This window comes from Schaedlerella sp. (assembly GCF_056796775.1).
Genome location: NZ_JBQIKP010000011.1, coordinates 17345 through 39931, shown reverse-complemented (window position 1 = coordinate 39931; position 22587 = coordinate 17345). Strand labels below are relative to the sequence as shown.

21 protein-coding genes and 1 pseudogene are annotated in these 22587 nt (G+C 48.4%); 9 read left to right on the top strand and 13 right to left on the bottom strand.

Translation table 11 applies throughout. The features are described 5' to 3' along the window. Positions 1 to 27: 27 nt before the first annotated feature. From xylB to ACTOY7_RS07545, 4 genes are all read right to left on the bottom strand, one after another. Positions 28 to 1500: a xylulokinase gene (gene xylB, locus ACTOY7_RS07560; RefSeq protein ID WP_394684495.1), complete on the bottom strand. Its 1473-nt coding sequence runs from the start codon at positions 1498 to 1500 to the stop codon at positions 28 to 30. Positions 1501 to 1681: 181 nt separating this feature from the next. Further along, the gene (locus ACTOY7_RS07555) at positions 1682 to 3166 is read right to left on the bottom strand and encodes an L-fucose/L-arabinose isomerase family protein (protein WP_394684494.1); all 1485 of its coding nucleotides are present in this window, start codon (positions 3164 to 3166) and stop codon (positions 1682 to 1684) included. A gap of 177 nt (positions 3167 to 3343) precedes the next feature. Further along, positions 3344 to 3961 (bottom strand): DUF4867 family protein, encoded by a 618-nt coding sequence (locus tag ACTOY7_RS07550; RefSeq protein ID WP_160280332.1) that lies wholly within the window; start codon positions 3959 to 3961, stop codon positions 3344 to 3346. 97 nt (positions 3962 to 4058) lie between these two features. Continuing rightward, a complete protein-coding gene (locus ACTOY7_RS07545) occupies positions 4059 to 4898 on the bottom strand; it encodes an AraC family transcriptional regulator (RefSeq protein ID WP_160280215.1) in 840 nt (279 codons plus the stop codon). A 279-nt stretch (positions 4899 to 5177) separates the two neighbouring features. Between ACTOY7_RS07545 and ACTOY7_RS07540 the strand changes: the two genes are divergently transcribed. Next, positions 5178 to 5858: a response regulator transcription factor gene (locus ACTOY7_RS07540; RefSeq protein WP_160280217.1), complete on the top strand. Its 681-nt coding sequence runs from the start codon at positions 5178 to 5180 to the stop codon at positions 5856 to 5858. Further along, positions 5855 to 7213, top strand: coding sequence for a sensor histidine kinase (locus ACTOY7_RS07535; RefSeq protein ID WP_482670398.1), 1359 nt, complete (start codon positions 5855 to 5857; stop codon positions 7211 to 7213). Before ACTOY7_RS07540 ends, ACTOY7_RS07535 begins: the two co-directional genes overlap by 4 nt. Positions 7214 to 7268: 55 nt before the next feature. On the opposite strand, the gene ACTOY7_RS07530 is transcribed toward ACTOY7_RS07535, so the two are convergent. Then, the gene (locus ACTOY7_RS07530) at positions 7269 to 7445 is read right to left on the bottom strand and encodes a helix-turn-helix transcriptional regulator (protein WP_482670409.1); all 177 of its coding nucleotides are present in this window, start codon (positions 7443 to 7445) and stop codon (positions 7269 to 7271) included. 90 nt (positions 7446 to 7535) lie between these two features. On the opposite strand from ACTOY7_RS07530, the gene ACTOY7_RS07525 reads away from it, so the two are divergent. The 7 genes and pseudogenes from ACTOY7_RS07525 (at position 7536) to ACTOY7_RS07495 (ending at position 13327) form a co-directional block, all read left to right on the top strand. Beyond that, entirely contained in the window at positions 7536 to 8018 is a 483-nt protein-coding gene (locus tag ACTOY7_RS07525) for a helix-turn-helix domain-containing protein (protein ID WP_160280222.1), read from the top strand. A 138-nt stretch (positions 8019 to 8156) separates the two neighbouring features. Beyond that, a complete protein-coding gene (locus tag ACTOY7_RS07520) occupies positions 8157 to 8375 on the top strand; it encodes a DUF1902 domain-containing protein (RefSeq protein WP_160280223.1) in 219 nt (72 codons plus the stop codon). Positions 8376 to 8400: 25 nt separating this feature from the next. Next, positions 8401 to 8571: pseudogene (locus ACTOY7_RS07515) on the top strand (type II toxin-antitoxin system HicA family toxin); the annotation flags it as partial. Positions 8572 to 8631: 60 nt separating this feature from the next. After that, positions 8632 to 9177, top strand: coding sequence for a Uma2 family endonuclease (locus ACTOY7_RS07510; protein ID WP_482670397.1), 546 nt, complete (start codon positions 8632 to 8634; stop codon positions 9175 to 9177). Positions 9178 to 9505: 328 nt separating this feature from the next. Beyond that, positions 9506 to 10030, top strand: a complete 525-nt coding sequence (locus ACTOY7_RS07505; protein ID WP_160280226.1) for a hypothetical protein — start codon at positions 9506 to 9508, stop codon at positions 10028 to 10030. Between the two features lie 194 nt (positions 10031 to 10224). Beyond that, a complete protein-coding gene (locus ACTOY7_RS07500; protein WP_482670396.1) occupies positions 10225 to 10983 on the top strand; it encodes an ABC transporter ATP-binding protein in 759 nt (252 codons plus the stop codon). A gap of 1 nt (position 10984) precedes the next feature. Further along, positions 10985 to 13327 carry an ABC transporter permease gene (locus ACTOY7_RS07495; protein ID WP_482670395.1) on the top strand — a complete coding sequence of 781 codons (2343 nt, stop codon included), beginning with the start codon at positions 10985 to 10987 and terminating at the stop codon, positions 13325 to 13327. A 611-nt stretch (positions 13328 to 13938) separates the two neighbouring features. Here ACTOY7_RS07495 and ACTOY7_RS07490 read toward each other — a convergent pair. From ACTOY7_RS07490 to trxA, 8 genes are all read right to left on the bottom strand, one after another. Beyond that, on the bottom strand, positions 13939 to 17277 hold the full coding sequence (locus ACTOY7_RS07490; protein WP_482670394.1) for a hypothetical protein: 3339 nt from the start codon (positions 17275 to 17277) through the stop codon (positions 13939 to 13941). Positions 17278 to 17431: 154 nt separating this feature from the next. Continuing rightward, positions 17432 to 17758, bottom strand: coding sequence for a hypothetical protein (locus ACTOY7_RS07485; protein WP_160280230.1), 327 nt, complete (start codon positions 17756 to 17758; stop codon positions 17432 to 17434). Between the two features lie 91 nt (positions 17759 to 17849). Then, a complete protein-coding gene (locus ACTOY7_RS07480) occupies positions 17850 to 19019 on the bottom strand; it encodes a DHHW family protein (protein WP_482670393.1) in 1170 nt (389 codons plus the stop codon). Continuing rightward, positions 19010 to 19216 carry a hypothetical protein gene (locus ACTOY7_RS07475; protein WP_482672663.1) on the bottom strand — a complete coding sequence of 69 codons (207 nt, stop codon included), beginning with the start codon at positions 19214 to 19216 and terminating at the stop codon, positions 19010 to 19012. Before ACTOY7_RS07475 ends, ACTOY7_RS07480 begins: the two co-directional genes overlap by 10 nt. Further along, positions 19179 to 20591 (bottom strand): MBOAT family O-acyltransferase, encoded by a 1413-nt coding sequence (locus tag ACTOY7_RS07470; protein ID WP_160280233.1) that lies wholly within the window; start codon positions 20589 to 20591, stop codon positions 19179 to 19181. Before ACTOY7_RS07470 ends, ACTOY7_RS07475 begins: the two co-directional genes overlap by 38 nt. A 10-nt stretch (positions 20592 to 20601) precedes the next feature. After that, a complete protein-coding gene (locus tag ACTOY7_RS07465; protein WP_300885141.1) occupies positions 20602 to 21129 on the bottom strand; it encodes a DUF4358 domain-containing protein in 528 nt (175 codons plus the stop codon). Between the two features lie 122 nt (positions 21130 to 21251). Continuing rightward, entirely contained in the window at positions 21252 to 22034 is a 783-nt protein-coding gene (locus ACTOY7_RS07460) for an SGNH/GDSL hydrolase family protein (protein ID WP_160280235.1), read from the bottom strand. 181 nt (positions 22035 to 22215) lie between these two features. Continuing rightward, the gene (gene trxA / locus ACTOY7_RS07455; RefSeq protein ID WP_160280236.1) at positions 22216 to 22524 is read right to left on the bottom strand and encodes a thioredoxin; all 309 of its coding nucleotides are present in this window, start codon (positions 22522 to 22524) and stop codon (positions 22216 to 22218) included. Positions 22525 to 22587 lie beyond the last annotated feature (63 nt).

The window sequence follows — 22587 nt, the reverse complement described above, 5'->3', positions numbered from 1 at the left end:
ACGTAATTCTCCCTAAGCTCTCCAAAATCATTCCGCCAGCGTCCGGAACAGCCCCTTCACAGTCGGATAGATCTGACGGAACTTCTGATACCGCTCCTCATACTTCGCCACAAGCTCCGCCTCCGGCTCCACGGTATCTACCACCTTCACAAGCTTCTCTGCCGCTTCCTCCACACTGCTGTATTCTCCGCATCCCACCGCAGCCAGGATTGCGCCGCCGTATCCCGGGCCTTCCTCGCTTTCGATCACATCCACCTTCAGATTCATTACATTTGCAATGATCTTCTTCCAAAGCGGACTCTTTGCGCCGCCGCCGCAGATCTTGGTGCGCTCAATCCGAATCCCCAGGCTCCGGGCCACCTCCAGAGAATCCCTCAGTCCGAATGCCACGCCTTCCAGAACCGCCTGAGTCATATCCCCCCTGGTGGTATCCATGGTCATTCCGATAAAAGTCGCCCTTGCCTGCGGGTCATTATGCGGGGAGCGTTCTCCCATCAGATAAGGCAGATAGAACACCTGGTTCTCTCCCAGCTTTTGGATTGCTTCCTGCTCCTTTGCGTACTCCGTGGTTTTCAGGATCTCATCCATCCACCACTTGTTGCAGGATGCGGCGCTCAGCATACAGCCCATCAGATGATAATGTCCGTCCGCATGGTCGAAGGAATGAAGCGCATTGTTGGCATCCACTCCGAAGGACTTGCTGGAAATAAAGATGGTCCCGGAGGTTCCCAGGGAAATGTTGCACATCCCATCGCCCACGGTTCCCGTTCCTACGGCTGCAGCCGCATTGTCTCCGGCCCCGGCAATGACCTTCACCTGCTCCGGCAGACCGAGTTCCTTGGCAAGCTCCTCCTTTACCGTGCCGACCGCTTCATAGCTTTCAAACAGCTTCGGAAGCTGTGCCTCCGTGATTCCGCAGATCTCCATCATTTCTTTTGACCAGCAGCGGTTCTGCACATCCAGAAGCAGCATGCCGGAGGCATCCGAATAATCCGTGCAATGTACGCCGCTCATCCGATAGGCAAGATAATCCTTGGGCAGCATGATCTTTACGATCTTTGCAAAATTTTCCGGTTCCTTTTCCTTCATCCAGAGGATCTTCGGTGCCGTAAATCCTGCAAATGCGATATTTGCCGTATATTCCGACAGCTTCTCCTTTCCGATCACCCCATTCAGATAATCCGTTTCCTTTCCTGTCCGTCCGTCATTCCAGAGGATCGCCGGACGTATGACCTGATCCCGCGCGTCCAATACGACCAGTCCGTGCATCTGTCCGCCGAAGCTGATACCTGCAATCTGGCTCTTATCGCAGTCCCGGATCAGTTCCTTGATTCCGCTGACAGACTGTGCATACCAGTCCTCCGGATTCTGCTCCGACCAGCCCGGATGCGGAAAATACAGCGGATACTCCTTCGAAACGATATTGTGGATCTTGCCCTTTTCGTCCATAAGAAGCAGCTTCACAGCCGAGGTGCCAAGATCTACTCCGATATATAACATCTGTTTTTCCTCTCTTTCTCCTGTCTGCAGAAAGCCTATGAGACACAGCATTTCTGCATACGATGATATGAAAGCGTGCCTGAATCCTGTTCAAACACGCTCTGAAAATAATCTCCAACTGCAGGTTGGATACTTCAAAGAGCCTCCAACCGTACAGTTGGAAATCTTTTTGTCCTGCTTCTTATTTCCACGGATTCTCTGTCGGATAGCGTACTCCCGCAGGCTGGTTATATCCGATTTCTTCTACCGGTACCCCGATATACTTAAACACCTCAAACAGCGGTTTTCCATAATTGCCGAATGCCACCGCGCCGTGATGCGGATAATTGCCCTCGATCAGAACATGGCGGTAGAATCTGCCCATCTCCGGGATCGCGAATACACCGATCGCGCCGAAGGAGCGGCTTGCTACCGGAAGCACCTCGCCCTGTGCAATGTATGCGCGCAGCTTGTTGTCCGCAGTGCTCTGCAAGCGGTAGAATGTGATGTCGCCGGGCTTGATATCGCCTTCCAGAGTTCCCTGCGTCACTTCCTCCGGGAGAGACCTTGCCATGATGAGCTGGTATCTCATCTCACAGAAGGACAGCTTGCTGGATGCCGTATTGCCGCAGTGGAAGCCCATGAAAGTATCCTTGTGGGTGTAGGAATACTTTCCTTCAATCTCTTCCTTGTACATATCTGCCGGAACGTTGTTGTTGATATCCAGCAGCGTTACCGCATCCTGGCTAACCACGGTTCCGATAAATTCGCTCAACGCCCCGTAAATATCTACCTCGCAGGATACCGGGATCCCCTGTGCGGTCAGACGGCTGTTCACGTAGCAGGGTACGAATCCGAACTGGGTCTGGAACGCCGGCCAGCACTTGCCTGCAATCGCCACATATTTGCGGTAGCCCTTGTGGTCCTTGATCCAGTCCCTCAATGTGATCTCATACTGCGCCAGCTTTGCCAGGATCTCCGGCTTCTTATTGCCTGCGCCCAGCTCTTCTTCCATTTCTTTTACAACAGCCGGAATCCTTTCGTCTCCCGCATGCTTATTGAATGCCTCAAACAGATCCAGCTCGGAATTTTCCTCAATCTCCACGCCCAGGTTGTAAAGCTGCTGGATTGGAGCGTTGCATGCCAGGAAATTCAGCGGACGGGGTCCGAAGCTGATGATCTTTAAGCTGCTCAGACCAATGACCGCCCTTGCAATAGGACGGAATTCCGCGATCATATCCGCACATTCCTCCGCAGTCCCGATGGGATATTCCGGAATATACGCCTTTACACCGCGCAGCTTCAGATTGTAGCTGGCATTGAGCATACCGCAGTAAGCATCCCCTCTTCCCTGGATCAGGTTGCTCCCTGTCTCCTCCGCGGCGGCTACAAACATCTTCGGTCCGTCAAAATGCTTTGCAAGCAGGGTCTCAGAAATCTCCGGTCCGAAGTTTCCAAGGTATACTGCCAGAGCGTTGCAGCCTGCTTTTTTGATATCCTCCAGAGCCTGTACCATATGGATCTCACTTTCCACGATACAGATCGGACATTCATAGATATCCTCTTCCCCATATTTTGCCTTATAAGCCTTCATCAAGGCTTCCCTTCTGGATACGGACAGGCTCTCCGGGAAACAATCTCTGCTCACTGCTACAACACCGATTTTCAATTCTGGCATATTCTTCATAATATGTACTCACCTTTCTTTTTTATTGATATCTGCCCGAAACTGTCCATAAACAGCTTCCTGGCTGCTCTGAACAGCCACGGCAGCTCACCATACAGTCACAAAAACAACATCCGATCTCTCATACCCGAGGACACCCCATTATGGCTATCCGGCCGGTTCACAAGGTATCCTCCCCTACACAATACTGATATTCTCACCCTTCAGCCCGCAGAACGCGCCTTCAATCCCGGCTTCCGGATGCGCGATCAGCCATTTATTCTTTGCCGTGATCAGCCGTTCTTCCCCTGACTCTCCAATCGGGAAGGTCCGTTCCGTATTGGTCCCTGCCGGAAGGATCACCACGCAGCGGAATCCCCCTTCCACCGCCGTACAGGGCGCATAATGCAGGGTCGTGGCATACATCTCCACTGCCGTACCCGCAGGTACAAAAAATGCCTCCGCCAAAGAAGTCTCATACGTATAGTCCGCCTGGATATCCTGCTGAGCACCTAGGAGCAGGATCATGTCTGTCACTGCGATGTTGACCTCACTGGAACGGTGATATTCCAAAGCATTGAGCTTATGATTATCCCCGTTGCAGTATCCGATCTGGATGGGCAGTCCGCCAAAGGCACGGTTCCGAAAACTCTCTGCTTCCGGCAGCGCTTCCAGCTCTTCCACGGACGGAACGTAGATCACTTCTTTCGGCAGAGGTGTATGCTCCATCTCTTTCAGAATCCTGGCAAGGTCATAGCCTTCCAGAACCTTTCCATACCTGCCAAAGGAATGGTCTGTTACTTTCTGAATGTTCATCATGGTTCCTCCTTATATTTTTGTCAGTTTTCACTTCTATGAAACCATAATAACAATTTTTTTTATACTTATCGACCAATAAATTAGCTAATCCATGTCACTTTCTTGTCTTTTTCTGTCTCTGCATACCACGGTACTCACTGGGCAGCATCCCATACTTCTTCTGAAATGCCTTGGCCAGAGCCTTGCTGTTCGGAAATCCGTTGTTCATCGCGGTCTCGCTGATGGTATGCTCCGTATTGGCAAGCTCCTGAAACGCGCGCTCCACACGGATACTTTGCAGATATGACTTATAATTGATGCCCGCGTATTTTTGGAACATCCGCGACAGATAGGTAGGAGAATATCCAAAGATCTCCGCCAGCGCTTCCAGAGATAATTCCGACGCATAGTTTTCCTTGATGTAATCCGCAATCAGTGACAGACGGTTCAGCTTCTTGTGCCATTTTACCATATCCGGCGTCACATCGGTCTCCCGGTATTCCGTCACCAGAAGATAAAGCAGCATGTAGTACAGACCCTTTGCCTTCATCTCATATCCGCAAGCCCGTTCCTCGCAGGCCTCGAAGATATCCCCGATCAGCTTCATGACCTGCCCGTCCCGCGGCAGCGGATCGTGTGTGAACCGGATGAACTGCTCTCCGGTATAATAATCCTCAAATGTTTTCAACGGGATCTGCAGCACGATCGTCCGATTCGGTTCGGGCGAATCTACTGAGTGGATCTCATTGGAATTCACCAGCATAAATTTTCCTGTCCCCAGAGGAAATATCTCCTCATTCAGATAAAATTTTAATGCGCCCTCATATACCGCAAATAATTCTATGGACCTGTGCCAGTGCTTATCCCGAAAATAATTACCCTCCCCGCCTTCGAACAGAAATACTTTGAACGGAAGGCCCTGGTTCGGCATGATCAATTCATGACTAAATTCCATAATCTACACCACGTTTAATCTTCCTGATTCCTGTTAATAAACCATCTCGCAATATCGATTGCTTTATACTTTTTCATAACGGGCACCTTCTTTTTTACTATACTTCAGTAATTTTCTATTTCCTACTATATCACATGCCGGATATCATGTCAACGCCTTCCAGAACATATGTTCTTTAAATTTGATATACATTAAGTTGCCATCTATCCAATAAACCGTTATACTATATGTTTGAAAACAGATTATCGCACGCATATCGTTCCAATCCGGAGGTCCGCCATGAAATATGATTGCCTCATTATAGATGATGAAAAGCTCCTCGCAGACAGCACAGCCGAATATTTTAACCTGTTCGGCGTAAAAACGGCAGCGGCATACAGCGTATCCGAATGCCGGCAGTTTTTTCAGGAAAACGCCGCCCAGCTTCTTCTGCTGGACATCAACCTGGGGGACGGCAGCGGCTTTGAACTGTGCAGGGAGCTGCGCCAAAAGACAGACGTTCCCATCCTGTTCATCTCCGCTCGCACAAGCGATGACGACCAGATCGTCGCGCTCAATATCGGAGGCGATGACTATATACAAAAGCCCTATTCCCTGAGTGTCCTGCTTGCAAAAGTAAAAGTCGTTCTGAAACGATACGGCGAAGCCGCCGGCTCCGTCTACTCTGATGACTGGCTGACCGTTGATTTTGATACCAGGCAGGTAACCGCCGGAGGAAGCCCTGCCCGACTGACCGCGCTGGAATTCCGGCTGCTCTCTTACCTGATCCGGCATGAAAATAAGGTCATCTCAAAACAGGAGCTGTTTGAAAATGTCTGGGAGGATAAGTTCACAGGAGACGGAACGCTGAATGTGCATATTCGGAAAATACGGGAAGCCATTGAACGGACTCCCGGCAAGCCAGAATATATTCTTACGGTCTGGGGCGACGGCTACAGGTTTTGCGGAGGGCGAAAATGAAAACACACAGACTATTGATCAGCCTGATCTTCCTTTTTTCAGCAGAGATTGCCGCTCTGCTGATATTTGCGGTACAAACTCCTGATATGTCTCAGGACGCCATAGCCGTCAACGAAGCCATCCAATCCGTACAGGAACACTGGGCAGATTTAAAAAGCGCTTCCATGGACGAGACAAACCGGCAGCCCGGCAGCGAAATAGTTTTGGAAAATGATGCCGGATATCGGAATCCGACAGAATTGGATTTTGTCGTACTGAACCTGGAAGAAAAGGTCCTGTTCCGGACAAGATCCGGATTAAGTGAAAGCATCCATGCGGCGGTCATTCACAGAGATGCCATCCTGGATATCGAGTCAAACGGTTCTATTATGGGAAAAATCCTCATTTACAATAACGACGCACAGATCCTGCAGACCCGGAAACAGGCAGTAATCTTCTTTTTATCGGCTGTCTTATGCATTCAATGCGGCATCATGATCTGGTATTTCTTTTATTTGAACCGCGCCGTGATCCGGCCCTTCCGAAAGCTGAAAGGGTTTGCGGAACGGGTCGCGGGCGGCAATCTTGACGTTCCTCTGGAAATGGACAGAGGAAACCTCTTCGGCGCATTTACGGAGAGCTTTGATATCATGCGCTCCGAACTGAAAAAGGCGCGGATTGCGGAGGCCGAAGCCAATGCGGCCAAGAAAGAGCTGGTAGCCAAGCTTTCCCATGACATCAAAACACCGGTGGCAAGCATCAAGGCTGCTTCCGAAGTCGGCGCCGCGCTTACGGAAAAGGCTGCGTCGGAGCTGGCGCCCAATCCGCTGCCTGCACAGCTTCTCGAGAATTATACACAGATCATCCGCAAGGCCGACCAGATCAATTCACTCATAACCAACCTGTTTACTGCCACGCTGGAGGAACTCCGCCAGCTGACCGTAACTCCCTCGGACATGCCAAGCCGTGAGCTGAGGGAAATTTTTGAAAGTGCAGATTATCTTCACCGCACGGCCATTCCCCACATCCCTGACTGTCTTTTATACGCAGACCGTCTCCGTCTGCAGCAGGTGTTTGACAACCTCTTTGCCAATTCTTACAAATATGCGGGTACGAAGATTGATCTGTCCGTTTCCCGAAAAGAGCGGTGTCTTGCCGTCAGCATGGAGGACTATGGCGGCGGTGTCCAGACGGAAGAGCTGCCTCTCCTGATGGAGAAATTCAAACGCGGAAGCAATGCCTCCAACACAGAGGGCGCCGGTCTGGGACTCTATATTTCGGACTATTTTATGAAAGAAATGCACGGAGAGCTTTTTCTGGAAAATGGGCAAAATGGTCTGAAAGTGACTGTCCGCATCGCATTCAGCGGATTTTAATCCCCAGGGGCATCCTTTAATACCTGCTCCTGAGCGGCTTCTCTTCTACCCCTATTCACCCCTGCATCAGATAGCTAACATCTGTTCCAAACATTCTGCTTAGTCTAATCAATGCAACACCAGGTATATCTGTCTCTTCTTTTACCCAATTACAATATGTTCGCATTGACACTCCTAATTTTTTAGCCACATCTTCTTTGGTTAGTCTATTTCTAACTCTTTCCGCCTCAATATGATTTTCGAAAGTTTTTGCTCATTTTGAGCAAATTATATTGACTTTTAGAAATATTTTTCATATTATCGCTTTAGGAGGTATACTGAAATGACTTTTGGAGAACGATTAACCAATCTAAGAAAAGAATACGGCTATAAATCCAGAAATGAATTTGCGGTAAAACTCGGGATTCCAAGTACTACATTACGAAACTACGAGACCAATGTCCGAGAACCTGGTCATACCTTTCTAAAGCAAGTGTCAGAATTTTTTAATGTATCCGTTGATTATTTGCTTTGCTTAACAGATGAAAAAGAAGTACTACATACTTTTCGATTACGTTCTTCCGAACAAAATATGATAGAGCAGTACCGCTCCCTCGACCCTCACGGAAAAGACATGGTAGATACAGTACTTGAGAAAGAGGTTGAGCGAATGGCAGAACTGGAAAAAGAACCAACATCTACCATTATTGAAATCCAGCCCCACCTCGAAGTAAGCGCCGCCCATGCCCGTACAGACATAGAATCTACCGACGAGGATCAGGCTCACGACGATGCGATCATGAATGACGATAGCGAATGGGAGTGATTTTATTGACTTACGATGAATTGTTAGCGGCAGCTGATGAAAAAGGACTTATGGTAAAAGAAAAACGACTGTCTGGAAATGATGGTCGCATGTGATGAAAATGGTATAGTCGCACCAAATAAAAAGGAGATGCACATCATGGAATATATTATAAAATTCACTTGGGATAATACTGCCGATGTCTGGATTGCCACGAGCGATGACATTCCCGGTCTTGTATTGGAATCTGGATCATATGACGCATTACTCGAACGCGTCCGCTTTGCTGTCCCGGAACTTCTCGCATTAAATAGTCCCAAGGTTTCACCTGTTACTTTGGCATTCTTGTCAGAGCGCCGTGAAAGGATGGTCTTATAATGGCTGAATATGAAAAAAAGTACGTGATATCCTTTCTCAAAACAACTGTACCTTCAAACGGCGCGGAAAAGGTGACCATGACATTTGGTACAGTCCGATTACCAAACGTCATATAACTGTTGATACCAAAATAAAATCTCGTCATACTGCTAATGCCATTTTAAAGCAGAGCGGAATTGATTACCGATTCAGATAATTATAAATATAATCTTACCGGCGATCATATACGTAGACATTCATGAAAAGGAGTAATCACATGCCATTGCCACAAAAACAAGTTTATACATCCGAAGATTACTGGAACCTTCCGGAAGGCCAGCGTGCGGAGCTGATCAATGGGAAGCTGTACGCCATGGCCCCGCCGAACCGGATCCACCAAAGATTAGTTCATCAGCTTGATAAACTTATAGGGAATTACATTGATTCCAACAAGGGCACTTGTGAGGTGTATCCTGCACCATTCGCAGTTAATCTCACAGCAAATGATAAAGTGTGGGTAGAGCCGGACATTTCAGTTATCTGCGATAAAGATAAGCTGTCAGATCGAGGATGTGAAGGTGCTCCGGACTGGATTATTGAAATTTTATCCCCTAGCAGTATCCGAACCGATTGTGCAATCAAATTATTTAAATATCGTTCTGCTGGTGTTCGGGAATACTGGATAGTGAATCCCATCGGAAAAATTGTTCAGATCTATATTTTTGAGGGTGAAGAGGACGCAAATATATATACGTTCGATGATGAAATACCAGTTTACATTTTTGAGGGTCTGACTGTCAAAATTTCTGATCTGCTGCAATAAGTGAAAACCGCCCGGTGTTACCAGCACCGGACGATTCCACACGATACATCCCAAAGATGTACAATCAAAATTTAGCACAAACGTATTGTATCATCTTTGGTGACGGCCTGCAATAGACAGGCTGTTATTTTTATACCTTTTTTTCAGGAGGATGATACGATGGCACGTAAAAAGAAGTACCCCAAGCTCCCCAACGGCTACGGATCCATCAAAAAACTGTCCGGAAAGCGCCGTAATCCTTATGGCGTCTATTCGCCTTCCACAGAGCTGATCGCCCCCCCCGGCCAATACGCCCCTGTGAAAGCGATTTGCTACGTGGACGATTATTATGAAGGGCTTCGCTGTCCTGACCGCCTGGCATGCCGGAACCTATTACCCGGGATTCGAACGGACCCTGAACGACTTTGATCAAAACCGAACCCTGAACAGCACCATGGACAATATCCTGCTGGATTACCTGCAGGCGGCAAGGGTTGAACAGAACAAAGAGAAAACCGCTACCTTTGCGGAGGTGTGCGAGGGATTTTATAGAGACAAGTATGAGGATTCGAAAAAGACATATTCCAAGGCAAGTATGAATTCCACCCGTGCAGCTTTCAAAAGTTGCGCCGAATTACATGACAAGCCTTTTGCTGACCTACGGTATCATGACCTGCAGAACGTCATAGATAATTGCCCAAAAAAGCATTCATCTTTAGAGCTGATCATGTGCTATTCCGGCTACCGGATAAAAGCGTATGAAACCATTGAGGTAAATCTGAAAGAAAAATATTTCCGGGGCGGTGTAAAAACGGATGCCGGGAAAGACCGCATTGTCCCGATAAGAGCTCCGCAGAGAGATCGAAAAGATTGAAATTCCTGTAAAAAACAGTACATAAATTCTCTTACGTTAGTGACACGTTAGCGACAAATACAACGAAAAATCCCATAAATACGGGCTTTTTACACAACAGATTTAAGGAATCTTTAAGAATTGAGTAAAGACATTTAAGATTTCAACAAATACAATAAACATAACAACTTTGTCCTGTATCAAGGAGGTTCATTATGAAAGAAATTTTACTAAAAGCAGACAGTCTCAGCAAATCCTTTTCCACCGGCGGGGCCTTGCAGCATGTTCTGAAAAATATCGACCTGCAGCTCTACAAGGGGGATTTTACCGTGATCATGGGTGCCAGCGGCGCCGGAAAATCTACGCTCCTGTATGCTCTCTCGGGAATGGATACGCCGACCCTCGGCACCATCACATTTGCCGGAACAGAGATATCCGGCTGCAGTCCGGATCATCTGGCGGTATTCCGCCGGGAGCACTGCGGCTTCGTCTTTCAGCAGATCTATCTGATCGACGGAATGTCCGTAATGGATAACGTACTCTCCGCAGGTCTCCTGGTAAGCGGGGACAAAAAGGCACTTCTGGAACGTGCCGGAGATCTGTTCCGGGCAGTCGGCATTTCCGAAGAAACGCAGAAAAAATTTCCCGCCCAGATTTCCGGCGGTGAAGCACAGCGCGCGGGAATCGTCCGGGCACTGATCAACACTCCTGAAATCCTTTTTGCCGACGAACCTACCGGCGCGCTCAATTCCAAGACCGGGCTGGATGTTCTGGATACCCTGACCAGGTTCAATGAACAGGGACAGAGTGTGGTCATGGTCACTCACGATATGCGCTCCGCCAGACGCGGAAACCGCATTTTATATCTAAAGGACGGCGTGATCCTGGGAGAATGTGATCTGGGACGGTATGTCAGCGGCGATCCAAAGCGTCACCGTAAGCTGGCCGCTTTTCTGGAAGAAATGGGGTGGTAGCATGAAAAAGTCGATCCTCATAGCCCGTTCCAACCTGCGCCGGGCAAAGGGCCAGGCGGCAGCGATCACCATCCTGATACTTTTGGCTTCATTCATGCTGAACCTGTGGCTGATGCTTTCCCTGGACTATAAACGCAATTTTGACCGCTGCCATGACCGGCTGAACGCAGAACATGTCACGCTGATCCTGAGCAGCGATGACGCTAGCCTGCGTGATTTTGTAGCGGAAACACTGGAAAAGGATTCCCGTACCGCAGAATACTATATAGAAGATTGTCTCTCCACGGTCGGCTCCTTCGCATATAATGGCGGGGAAGTCAACACCGTGTTCATCCTCCTGGAAAAAGAGGCTGCCCTCCATCGCTCCATTGGAAAGCTTGAACTGGTAGAAAACAGTAACTGTTCCAGCGGGATCTATCTTCCCATGATCTACAGCACGGGAAAATATTCGCCCGGCGGGACGATCGACATTACCATTGGGAACCACACGGGAAATTATACCATATGCGGCTCCGTCAACAGTGCCATGGCAGGCTCCCACAATTGCGCCATGAGCGCGATGCCGCTCACGAAGGATCTGTACAAAGAACTGGAGAACCGGAAGATTGCCCCAGAATCCACATTAGTTTCCGTCCGGCTATGCGACAGATCCGAGAGCGAGGATTTTGAGGCGTATCTGAAAAATACCGTATCCTCCCGTTTTCCTGATGTCCTCACCGTCAGCAATTCCTACGCGCTGGTTTCCTCCTCCCGCTATATATCACAGATGATCTGTTCCGGCATTGTCTGCGCAATGGCATTTCTGGTCACCCTCATTGCGCTGGTGGTGATCATATCCAATGTCATCAACTATATTCAGGAGAATATGAAAAGCTTAGGCGCATGGAAGGCAATCGGCTACACCTCCGGGCAGCTGGTTCTTGCGCTGATGCTCCAGTTTCTGGGGATCACGCTGATCACCTCCCTGGCCGGCATCGGGCTTTCCTACTGTGCGTTCCCATCTGTCAACGAAATGATGATCTCGCAGACAGGAATCCCCTATGAAATCCGGTTTCTCCCAATTCCGGCCCTGCTCACGCTGGCCGCCGCAAATGGTACGGTCGCCCTTGCCGTATGGCTTGCCTCCCGCAGGATCAAAAAAATTGAGCCTATCGTGGCTCTGCGCCAGGGTGTTCAGACACACAGCTTCAAGCGGAACCATGTTCCTCTGGACAGCACCAAGGCACCGCTTCACCTGGCTCTTGCGCTGAAGACCACCCTTTCGGGAATGAAACAGAATGTGACTGTGTGCGTCACGATGCTTGTTCTCTCCCTTGTCGTCGTTTTTTCCGGGCTTATGGTGGAAAATATGATTGCCGATATCAATCCCTTCATTGATCTGATCGTAGGGGAAACGGCGGACTCCTGTATCAACATTAACCCGGAGATCAAAGACCGTTTTTTACAGAGCATGAACAGTGATCCGCGAATCGAACGCATTTATCTATATCATACCGCAGAAGTACGCCACATCGGCGGTATTGCTCTAATGGCAACAGTTTCCGATGATTTTGCGGATGTGAATAATCAGAACGTCTGCTTTGACGGACGTTTTCCGAAATACGACAATGAGATGGCCATTGCCGCCAAATACGCAAGGGAGCATGATCTGAAGATCGGAGACGAGATCACGCTGACCGCAGATGGAAATGAGGCCCGATATCTGATCTCCGGATTCACGCAGATTTCCAATAATCTGGGCAAAGACTGCCTGCTCACCCGCAGCGGCTATGAACGCATGGGCAGGCTGCAGAATGAAAGCTATTATATCAATATTGCGGACGGGGCAGATATTGACGCCTTTAACACAGAGGTCAGTGAAGAATTTGGCAGTGATATCTATACAACAATTAATATTCTCTCTGTAATGAACGGCACCACCGCCGTATATGTTTCGCTCATGACGATCATCGTGATCGCCGTCCTCGTGCTGAGCGCGTGTATTATTACTTTTGTGCTGTACCTTCTTGTAAAAACCATGCTGAACAGCAAGAAACGGGATTTCGGGATCCTGAAGGCTCTTGGATTTACAACCGGGCATCTGGTCCTGCAGACTGCGCTCAGCTTCATGCCTGCCGTCATAGTGTCAACTGCGGTGGGGATTACCGTGAGCATGCTGATCATCAATCCCCTTACCGCCCTGTTCCTGCAGGGGATCGGGATTGTAAAATGCACCTTCAACATCCCTGTCGGGTTCAGCATCGCCGCTGGGATCGGATTGGTCATTTTTGCCTTTGCGGCGGCGTGCCTGCTGTCGATGAAGGTCCGGAAGATCACGCCGAGGGCGCTGCTGGATGGGGAATGAGATTCTCAGAACTGGCTTTGAATCCACCATCTGCCAAGGCAATCAGCCTGGGCAGATGGTGGATTTGGAATGCTTTATACTTCAGATATTGTTTATCTGCTGTTGAGGGTTTCATTTCCGTTTTTGTTCACACGATGTCGTGCACTTGCCGCACGGCATCCGGCCAATTCAGTGATGGGGCGGGCATCCAGCCCGTCTACACTCCGTTCCGATCCGTCCTAAACAAGCGTCGCTGGCGCTTAGAACCGCCGGCAGGCGACTTTTCAATGGGCTGGATGCCATTACTGTGTTTCCTCGAACCAGCTATTAAACAAATCTGATAGACGGGAGCTGTCCCCGATTTCTTCCAGCAAATCTCTTCTCGTCCGAATCATAGAAAAAAAGTTTCGTAGGTTGTTTGTCAATTGCAATTCCTCCCTTTAATGATTTTTTTCAAACATTGAAATAGAGGCGATACAGTCTTGAAAATGGAATAGATGATTTCTCTTTTCAGATATTTAGAATATTTGAAATGTTCTCAATAAGCTTTGAGCGTATTCACATTAACATAGATAGCAAGAAAAAGAGTGTGAAAACGTTTATTTTGTCCCCACACTCTTTTTTCTTAATGTTTAGATTTTCGCGTAACTTTGCTTACCAGTTTTCGATTTTCTCTCCTGCTCTGTTTTTTCTTTATGTCTGATGTACATTTCCGTTCCTGTTGCACCGAGCAATGCAATGACCAGGATCCACCACCAAGAAGCCTTGTTATTCTCTGTTTTCATATCGTCCAGTGGAATTTTTTCATCACTGACAGCACGAGTGTTCTTTGTACTGGTGGTTTTACTCTTGCTGTTTTCACCAACCGCTGCCAATGGAACTGCGCTGTCTTCTACATTGACTAATTCGTCTGCCGCCTCTTCTTCGGGTGCTGTTGTCTCGCCAACTGTATATGCGGGTTGTCCGCCGATTGTATATGTATAGCCTGCATAACCCGTTCCAGATGTTCTCCCAGCATTTTCCATAGCAGATGAGGTAACCGAATCTATGAGCGTACCATAAATGGGTTCAATCGGAGCTACAGGCTGCACTGGCGTTGTATTCGACGGCGTGTTATCATCCGTACCATTATTATTACCCGGCTGAGTCGGAGTTGTCGGTTCTGTCGTTCCCGGATTAGACGGAGTCGTTGGTTCTTCGTTTCCTCCGGAAAGATACTCAAATATAGCGTCTGCCGCTATTCTCGCTCGGTCTTTTTGTGTTTGTACACGATTCAGTCCTGATACGCATTGCTTCAGTGCCTCAACCGCGGCTGCATGATCCGTACTTGCTTTTTCATATGCCTTCTGTAAATCTTCATATGCCTCCAGATCCGCTTTCTCCTGAACAGTAAACTCTGTGAGTCTGTCTATTGCATCTTTCACCTCATTTTGAGCTGTTTCGACAGCCTCCAATGTGTTTTTTGCACTATTAAGCTTCTCTCCGCCATCTGCCAGATTAGTTAATGCTGAACTTAATGCGTCAAGTATTTTGTTATCAGTGTTACTTGTTCTATATGCGGTCTCAGACTCAACTAGATTCTTTGCTTCCTCTTCAACATTCGTAAGAGCGTCCCTCATATCAACCAACACTTTTACCACTTCTGCCTTATTTTGTCCCTGTACAGCCTCAGTGTAGCTTTTCGTCAAATTCTCCAACTTCTTTTGAGCTAAATCTAAATTCTCTTTTTGTGCTGTAATTTCCTCCATACTCTCTTTAAACTTGTCTATGCTAATAAAAGGTTTGGCGGCCGTTCCACCCTCCTTAGGATAAACAGCAAAGGGATTGTCTCGAGTTGAAATATAATATATTGTTTCTTTATCTTCTGGATCTGTAACAATTATCTCGTTCTTAGCATCTCCCGCCCTTATTGCCTTAATCTCCTTGCCCTCACAAAGAAGCTGGTATTCAATCAATTCCTTGGCCAACGCATATTTTAGTGTTCCAGCTAACTTGTCTAAAGTTTGGTCTTCTTTTAAATTTTCTAGAGGTTCCATTGCCTTTTTCACAGCCTCTATCTGCTGTTCAAGCGCATCGTTTTGAACCTTTTCCCAATCCTCCAATGCTTTGTCATAAGCTTCCTGCGCCGTATCCTTTGCCTTTGCGGCAGCTTCCACCGCTTGTTTTGCAGCTTCCAATTCTTCTTGCGCCTGTTCAGCAGTCATTTCCGCTGAGTCAAGAACCACCAAATTTCTCTCCACCTTAGCTGCCGCTGCTTTTGCCGCTTTTTCTGCTTCTTCCGCCGCTGCCTTAGCTTCTTCTACATCTTTTTCATTCGTCAGATCTGCCTCTTTAGCTGCCGCCGCCGCTTTCTCCGCCGCGTCAGACATTTCAGTCTCTTCTTTTTTCGCTTGATCAACGGCATTTTGCGCATTCGCTAATACCTTGTCTGCCTTAGACTTTATGTCCTCTGCTTTTGATAATGCTTCATTTGCTTTATCAAACGCCGTCTTCGTATCCTCCAAAGCCAAGTACACCTTTTTAGTTCCAATAAGCCCTTCATTATACTCAGCAATTTTCAGATCAAAATTTGAGTCCTCCCATTCCTGCCTTTTCGCTTCCAGATCTGAAACCGCCGCATCCATACTCGCAGTCGAATCATTCAGTGTGTTTACCGTCTCTGCATATTCATTTTTCGCAGCTTCTACCTGTTCGATCAATGCATTATAATTGCTCCGTACCGAATCCAATTCGCTCTGCGCTAACATAACGGCCTGTTCCGCATTTTTATATGCTGTCTCGGCTTCTCCTTTTAATTCATCCGGATTAAATTCTCCAAGTGTCAGTCCATACTGCTCAAGGATAGAAATCAGCATTTCCTGCGCAGTCTGCACTTTGATTTCCATATCACGTACTGCCGCATCCGCATTCGATAACTGATTTTCTAAATCCGCAAGTCTGTCATCCGCAATTTGTTTATTTGCCGCTGCATTTTCGACGGCGGACTGCGCTGCTTTATATGCCTCCTCAGCAGCAGCCGCCGCTGCCTGAGCCTGCTGCTGAGCTGCCGCTGCCGCCTCTTGGTCTTCATATACCTTTGCCTGTGCGTCTACCGCCGCCTGCGCCTGTTCTCTGGCCGTCGCTTCCTCTTCTGTTACTGATGTTACCGTACCTACAACAGCAGAGCTTGCATTAGAAATGATATCTGCGATGGAATCAATGAAGTTATGTGGATTTTCTACCGCCTCATTATAGTTTTTTACAGCCTCCTGAGCTTCCTGATTCTTCTCCTGTAATTCTGTAAAACTATTTTTTAACCCGCCAAGCGCCTCCTGTGATTCTTCAAGACATTCATTGATCGCTGGAATTACAGTTTCCGGTGTCTCAACATCCGTCCCCTGGGATGCATCATCGTTATCCTCATTCCCTATGCCTTCGTCTACAGGCGGATTCTCTGTTCCTTCGTCTGCCGGCGGAGTTACAGTTTCCACGCCCGGTGTCTCTTCCGCTTCGGGAGACCGGGAATCGTCGGTTATATCCTCACCCTCTGTACCTGTCGGGATCTGAGAATCCTCAGCAAGGCTTTCCGTATTCTCCGGGGCGGAAGGCATCTCTGCCTTGGTCTCTAAAGATCCTTCCGACACCCCTGCTTCTTCCTGCATTCCGGCAGTTTCCACTGACGGCATCTCCTCGGAAGGATCGGCTCCCTCTGTATCGGGCAGCTCCCCCTCCGGAGTCTGCTGTAGACTGCTCTGCACCTCCTGAATCGTACTCTGTGCGTCAGAAAGCATCTGGAGGATCTGCTCATTCTGTGTCGGCGCCGGCTGTTCAACAGGCTCTGCCGGAATATCAGAAACGCTTGTATCAGCCGTACTATTATCATTCACTGTGTCATTAATCTCTGCCAAAACCGGAGTACCGGCAGTTACCATTGCCAAAATTCCAATCCCTATCGAATTGATCACTCTTGTATTCGTCAATTTTTTCCTCATTTTCTCAGTCCTTTCCTCTTTTTTTCTGCATTCTTTTATACTATATCGTCAAAAATATCTTGCCGGATAACACCTTTAGCCCCAACTTTAGCCCTGAACTTAAAAAGAATGCGAAAGCTATCCATTCCGCATTCCTCTTCACATCTTCTTTCTCTTATTCTACTTCCTCTTCCCCTGTCCCAATCCGTTCAAACAGATACTGCAGCACATCCTCCGAGAACTTCCGCGCCGCGATTCCCAGTATCCCGCTTCCGTCCTCCTGCTTTTCCTGCCGTGTCACATCCGCATACATGATCAGCGTATCCGCCACAAGTATAATATCCTTTCCCAGAATATCCGGTACTTCCTCCGGCACCCGAAGCGCCATCCCCAGCGGGCTTACGTTTTCCGTATGCACATAATATTTTTCCTGCGTATCACATACCACGATCACTGCATTGGCAGAGTAGCCTACCCTGCCGATTGCCCTGCGTTCCTCCATCTCTGGCTCCTTTCTTCTGCTAAGGATCTGTAGGTGGTACAATTCCTTACATTTCACAGTCACTTTTTATGGGATCTGTTATGACAATTCCCTATTCGCCCGCCAGCACATCCCCCAGCGAATTATCATTCAAAAAGGTATCCATATTGTACAAAAACAGCACATCCGTAATTCCCTTATTCTCAATCAGCATATTCACATTCTCATAATAATACCTGGCGTCGATCATGATGATCTCATTATAATAAGGAATCAGAAACGGCACAAAGCTGTTTGCGTAGGAATCCTTGAATACCAGCAGACGCCTCTGGTTGTCATTGGTCGTAACGATATCCACCATGGCGTGGTTGCCGCCGAAGAATACCTGATACTTGTCCTTTCCCTCGAGAGCCTTCCGGTCATAGATCGTCGGCCGCTTCTCCTCATTGTCGGAATCACTTACCAGATATTGATATTCCACATTTTCCGGCTGGTACACCTCCACGGTATCCTTCACCTTGTGGTATCCGCTCCTGGATGCCAGCGTTCCTGAAAAATCCGTTGCCACGGTATGGATCTTATAATCCGAGACCAGCCCTTCGATCTCCAGCTGCTTTGCGGCAGCGTTGAAGCCATAAGCCGCCCCTCTGCTCGTCCAGTGGTGGTCCGTCTTATAATAGATGCCCTCATCCACATGCTTTCTAAGTGTCTCCGTAGTATCAATCAGGCCGATCCCCCCGGAAAGCTGCTTTTTGATATAGTTCATGTCCTCTCCCTGATCACGCACAGGAGCCCCCAGCGGCAAATAATCCTTCATAATATAAGCTGCATTGGGTACGATCAGAGCATTCATCCGCAGATTGCTGTTTTTCTGTCGGAACTGGTTCATAGCCTCCAGATTTTCCTTCGTATTTTTTTCGTCCATTCCCACAGGAATCTGCATCAGGTACTTCTTCTTACCAAGATAGACCCCGTTAAACTCCCGCTTCCCCACGAGAAGGTCACAGCGCACTTTCAGGCGGATCCAGAGATCCCGCAGGATGAACTGGTCGGAAGAATAGTCCTCAAGGGCAGTCATATACTCTTTATTCTTTATATTTTCTATACTCGGTTTGGGAAATGTGGTCAGTACGCGGTTCTCTTCGTCCGAAATCTTTCTGTCCGGCTGTATGATGCTTGCCGCCACCAGCAGCAAAACTATTCCCGCAAAGCACCAGGCCATACCTCGGTTGAGATTTTTATTTTCCTTTCTCCGTCTTTCCTTTCCCCTTTTTAATTCCATTCGTCTTTCCCTTCCCGCCCACAGTGTAGATTTTCATACAGCACCTTGCACAATCCGCAGAACTGAATTGATCCTGTTATCCCTTTCCTGTCCGAAAGCTTTCCTGCCGCGGCATCGTCCGCCTCCTGCTGCTGCAGCTTCCAAAGTGTATGAAGCAGATCAGAACCGGAAATACAGGAACGGATTGTAGGTATCATTGACCAGATACGCCGTAGAGATCAAAAAAATCCCCGCATACATCACAACACCGGCAATCTGCATATACCGCTCTTCCCTCCAGAGCAGCTCCGAGAACTTCCGGCGCAGGAACGGAGTACTTCCGATTCCTGCAATGATCCCCAGCAGCAGACCGGATTTCAGGTAGTAGAAGCCGGTCATATCAATCAGCCCTTTTCCACCGATTCCAAACATGGCCCCCAGATAAGACATCGCGCTTCCCATAGACGGTGAGAAGAACAGCACCCAGCCGACCATCACCAGAACCATGGTATATACATGCCTGGCTGCCTGCGGAAGGCGTTCCAGCGCATCCCCCAGGACATATTTTTCCAGACACAGGATGATCCCGTAATACAATCCCCAGAAAATGAAATTCCATGCGGCGCCGTGCCACAATCCGGTCAGCATCCACACGATCATCAGGTTCCGGATAGCTTTCAATGTGCCGCCCCGGTTGCCGCCCAGAGGAATATAGACATACTCCTTAAACCAGGAGCTTAAGGAGATATGCCACCTCCGCCAGAATTCCGTGATGCTTCTGGAAATATACGGATAGTCGAAATTCTTCATAAAATCGAATCCCAGCATTTTCCCGAGTCCTACCGCCATGTCCGAATAGCCGCCGAAGTCATAATATATCTGCATCGTATAGGCAAAACATCCGATCCATGCCGTCAGCGCGGACATCTGCGGGATTCCAAGAGAAACAATGGATTCATAAATGCTTCCGATATTGTTGGCGATCAAAACCTTCTTTCCAAGTCCCCGCAGGAACCACACGGAGCCTTCCCCGAACCGTTCCCAGGAAATATTCCGCTTCATAAGCTGCCGCTCCACATCCGAATACCGCACGATCGGCCCGGCAATTAGCTGCGGAAACATGCTTACATACGCGCCGAAGGCAACCGGATCATGCTGTGCCTTCACCTTGCCGCGGTACACATCAATCACATAGGACATGGTCTGAAAGGTGTAAAAGGATATCCCGATCGGAAGCGCAAGCTCCTTATACGGTATCTCAAAGGGCAGAACAGCATTCAGGTTCTCGATCAGGAATCCATAGTATTTATAAAATCCCAGGATCAGGAAATTGATCACTGCAGTTACGATACATGCTGTTTTTGCCTTTGCCATATCGCCTGCGTTGATATGGCTTTCCAGTTCCATGCCGCTGACGAAATTGATCCCGATACTGAGCAGCATCAGAATCACATACACAGGTTCCCCCCATGCATAAAAGATCAGGCTGGAGATCAGCAGCACAAGATTCTTTCCGGCAAACGGCATTACATAATAGATCACCAGCACAACAGGCAAAAATACAAAGATAAAAAATATACTGCTGAAAATCATAGTCTCTACCTCACAAGCTTTTTACAAAGGCTTCCTGAGCGTCAGCCGCATGCTCCCCGACTGCATACAGCACAAAATTGCCCTTTTCCAGGAGCACATGCTTCTTCAGCAGCGCGGTCTGCTCCGCGCCATAGCCTTCAAAGCTTTTCAGCTGTGTGTTCAGCCGTTCCCGGATGGCCTCCAGTACCTGCTTCTTCTGGCTACTGTCCTTCAGCTTTACAAGAAGCAGTTCATGAGCATCCATATTATCGATCGGGGCATACAAAACCGCTCCCTCATAGTCTCTGGGATTCAGTCCATAGAACCGCTTGACCATCCTGGCTTCTGCCTCTTCCATGCCCTGAAATTCCGCCGCCTTAACTACCTGCCCAGCCACAGTCTCAATATCGGCATTGCTGGTGGGATCATTGGCCATATCCAGCACAATGAATACCAACAAAACCGCCGCCAGCACGTACTTGATATAATGATAGGGAAGCTGGGACAGCTCTCCGCGCGGCAGTAATCTCTCTGTCTGGTTCTGCCTGGATGCGTGCATATCAGGCTCCTGTCTGACAGGCATCTTTACTTTCGGAAATTTGATCTGAATTTTTCCGGATCCGTTCCCGGCTTCATCCGATCTTTTTTCTTGTCTTTTTGGAAAAACAGGTTTTTTAATCTTCACTGCTCATTCACCTCTGTCAGCATATTTGCCGCCCAGTATTTATAAAAATCCGGCTGCAGATGCAAGCCGTCATCCTGATACAGATTCTGGTGTTCCTCCGCAACGTATGTATTGTCAATATAGCGGAATCCGTTCTGCTCTGTCATCGCTTTCAGCGCGTCATTGTATTCTCCCAGACGCGCATAGCTCTCATTCCACATCGCAGCGGCTCCCGGCGGCAGTATAGAGTTCAGGTAGATCTCCGTCCCCGGCAGCGCTCCCGCGACCGCACGGATCTGCGCGGCACACTCCGCCGCGTAATCCGCAGGCTCCGGCCACAGGCCGCAGGCAATATCATTGATTCCAAAGCAAAGGAATACCCGAACCGGATCCAGTCTCTTTAACTGCTCCAAATGCTCGGACACGTCCCTGACCGTGCTGCCGCTTTCCGCAATGACCCAGTCCTCGGGAAGAAATTCATAAAAAGAAAAACCAACCGCGCGGGAATCCCCCATAATGGCACAATTCTCAAACGCTCCCCACACCACGCTTTCATCCGTATCCGCCAAATCCAGGCTGTGCCTGACCCGAATAGCCTTGATCGTCTCGTTGATCTCCGCAACATTCTGCTGTTCCAGGCTTTCCAGGTAGCGGATTCCCTGGGCTACCTTCTCCTTATTCTTCTCCTGCTTCTGGTCTTTATAAATGAACACAATAATGACGACAGTGATAATGATTATCCCTGCCGCCAATAAAATAATCTTGATATCCGGTAAATGGGTTCTCTTCCCTGTTCTCATTTGTAATCTCCCCGAAAATGTCTTTCCAACATATAACGTTCTTATTCTACTATTTCTCCCCTGTATTTTCAATAAAAATTTGCATTCGGAAAAATATCCCATAAACTTTGTGGTTCATTCTCGCCGTTGTGCTGCCGTACAGCCCTGCAGCCGCAGAGTATGAGCCTTCTTCTATCCCTGTCTATCTCAGCATATCCAGCACTGCCCTTTTAGGCTTTGCTCCAAGATCCCTCTTAACTTCTTTGCCGTCCTGGAACACGATCAGGGTCGGGATGCTCATGACACCGTACTTCTGCGCGATCTCCATCTCATTGTCGATATTCAGCTTGCCGACCTTTACATCGTTCACTTCCCCCGCGATCTCCTCGATCACCGGAGCCATCATCTTGCAGGGCCCGCACCAGTCCGCATAAAAATCTATCAGGACCGGCTTGTCCGACTGCAGGACCTCCTGCTCAAAATTCTGTGCCGTGATTGTTAATACTGCCATTGTTCCTCCTCCTTTTTCGTAATTCTGCCGCAGTTCATGTAATGATCCAGACGCTGGGAACCT

Excerpts from the sequence above, each read along its gene's own strand:
- xylB (WP_394684495.1), bottom strand. The coding sequence starts at position 1,500 with ATGTTATATATCGGAGTAGATCTTGGCACCTCGGCTGTGAAGCTGCTT.
- ACTOY7_RS07555 (WP_394684494.1), bottom strand. The coding sequence starts at position 3,166 with ATGAAGAATATGCCAGAATTGAAAATCGGTGTTGTAGCAGTGAGCAGA.
- ACTOY7_RS07550 (WP_160280332.1), bottom strand. The coding sequence starts at position 3,961 with ATGAACATTCAGAAAGTAACAGACCATTCCTTTGGCAGGTATGGAAAG.
- ACTOY7_RS07545 (WP_160280215.1), bottom strand. The coding sequence starts at position 4,898 with ATGGAATTTAGTCATGAATTGATCATGCCGAACCAGGGCCTTCCGTTC.
- ACTOY7_RS07540 (WP_160280217.1), top strand. The coding sequence starts at position 5,178 with ATGAAATATGATTGCCTCATTATAGATGATGAAAAGCTCCTCGCAGAC.
- ACTOY7_RS07535 (WP_482670398.1), top strand. The coding sequence starts at position 5,855 with ATGAAAACACACAGACTATTGATCAGCCTGATCTTCCTTTTTTCAGCA.
- ACTOY7_RS07525 (WP_160280222.1), top strand. The coding sequence starts at position 7,536 with ATGACTTTTGGAGAACGATTAACCAATCTAAGAAAAGAATACGGCTAT.
- ACTOY7_RS07520 (WP_160280223.1), top strand. The coding sequence starts at position 8,157 with ATGGAATATATTATAAAATTCACTTGGGATAATACTGCCGATGTCTGG.
- ACTOY7_RS07510 (WP_482670397.1), top strand. The coding sequence starts at position 8,632 with ATGCCATTGCCACAAAAACAAGTTTATACATCCGAAGATTACTGGAAC.
- ACTOY7_RS07505 (WP_160280226.1), top strand. The coding sequence starts at position 9,506 with ATGAAGGGCTTCGCTGTCCTGACCGCCTGGCATGCCGGAACCTATTAC.
- ACTOY7_RS07500 (WP_482670396.1), top strand. The coding sequence starts at position 10,225 with ATGAAAGAAATTTTACTAAAAGCAGACAGTCTCAGCAAATCCTTTTCC.
- ACTOY7_RS07495 (WP_482670395.1), top strand. The coding sequence starts at position 10,985 with ATGAAAAAGTCGATCCTCATAGCCCGTTCCAACCTGCGCCGGGCAAAG.
- ACTOY7_RS07490 (WP_482670394.1), bottom strand. The coding sequence starts at position 17,277 with ATGAGGAAAAAATTGACGAATACAAGAGTGATCAATTCGATAGGGATT.
- ACTOY7_RS07485 (WP_160280230.1), bottom strand. The coding sequence starts at position 17,758 with ATGGAGGAACGCAGGGCAATCGGCAGGGTAGGCTACTCTGCCAATGCA.
- ACTOY7_RS07480 (WP_482670393.1), bottom strand. The coding sequence starts at position 19,019 with ATGGAATTAAAAAGGGGAAAGGAAAGACGGAGAAAGGAAAATAAAAAT.
- ACTOY7_RS07475 (WP_482672663.1), bottom strand. The coding sequence starts at position 19,216 with ATGATACCTACAATCCGTTCCTGTATTTCCGGTTCTGATCTGCTTCAT.
- ACTOY7_RS07470 (WP_160280233.1), bottom strand. The coding sequence starts at position 20,591 with ATGATTTTCAGCAGTATATTTTTTATCTTTGTATTTTTGCCTGTTGTG.
- ACTOY7_RS07465 (WP_300885141.1), bottom strand. The coding sequence starts at position 21,129 with ATGCACGCATCCAGGCAGAACCAGACAGAGAGATTACTGCCGCGCGGA.
- ACTOY7_RS07460 (WP_160280235.1), bottom strand. The coding sequence starts at position 22,034 with ATGAGAACAGGGAAGAGAACCCATTTACCGGATATCAAGATTATTTTA.
- trxA (WP_160280236.1), bottom strand. The coding sequence starts at position 22,524 with ATGGCAGTATTAACAATCACGGCACAGAATTTTGAGCAGGAGGTCCTG.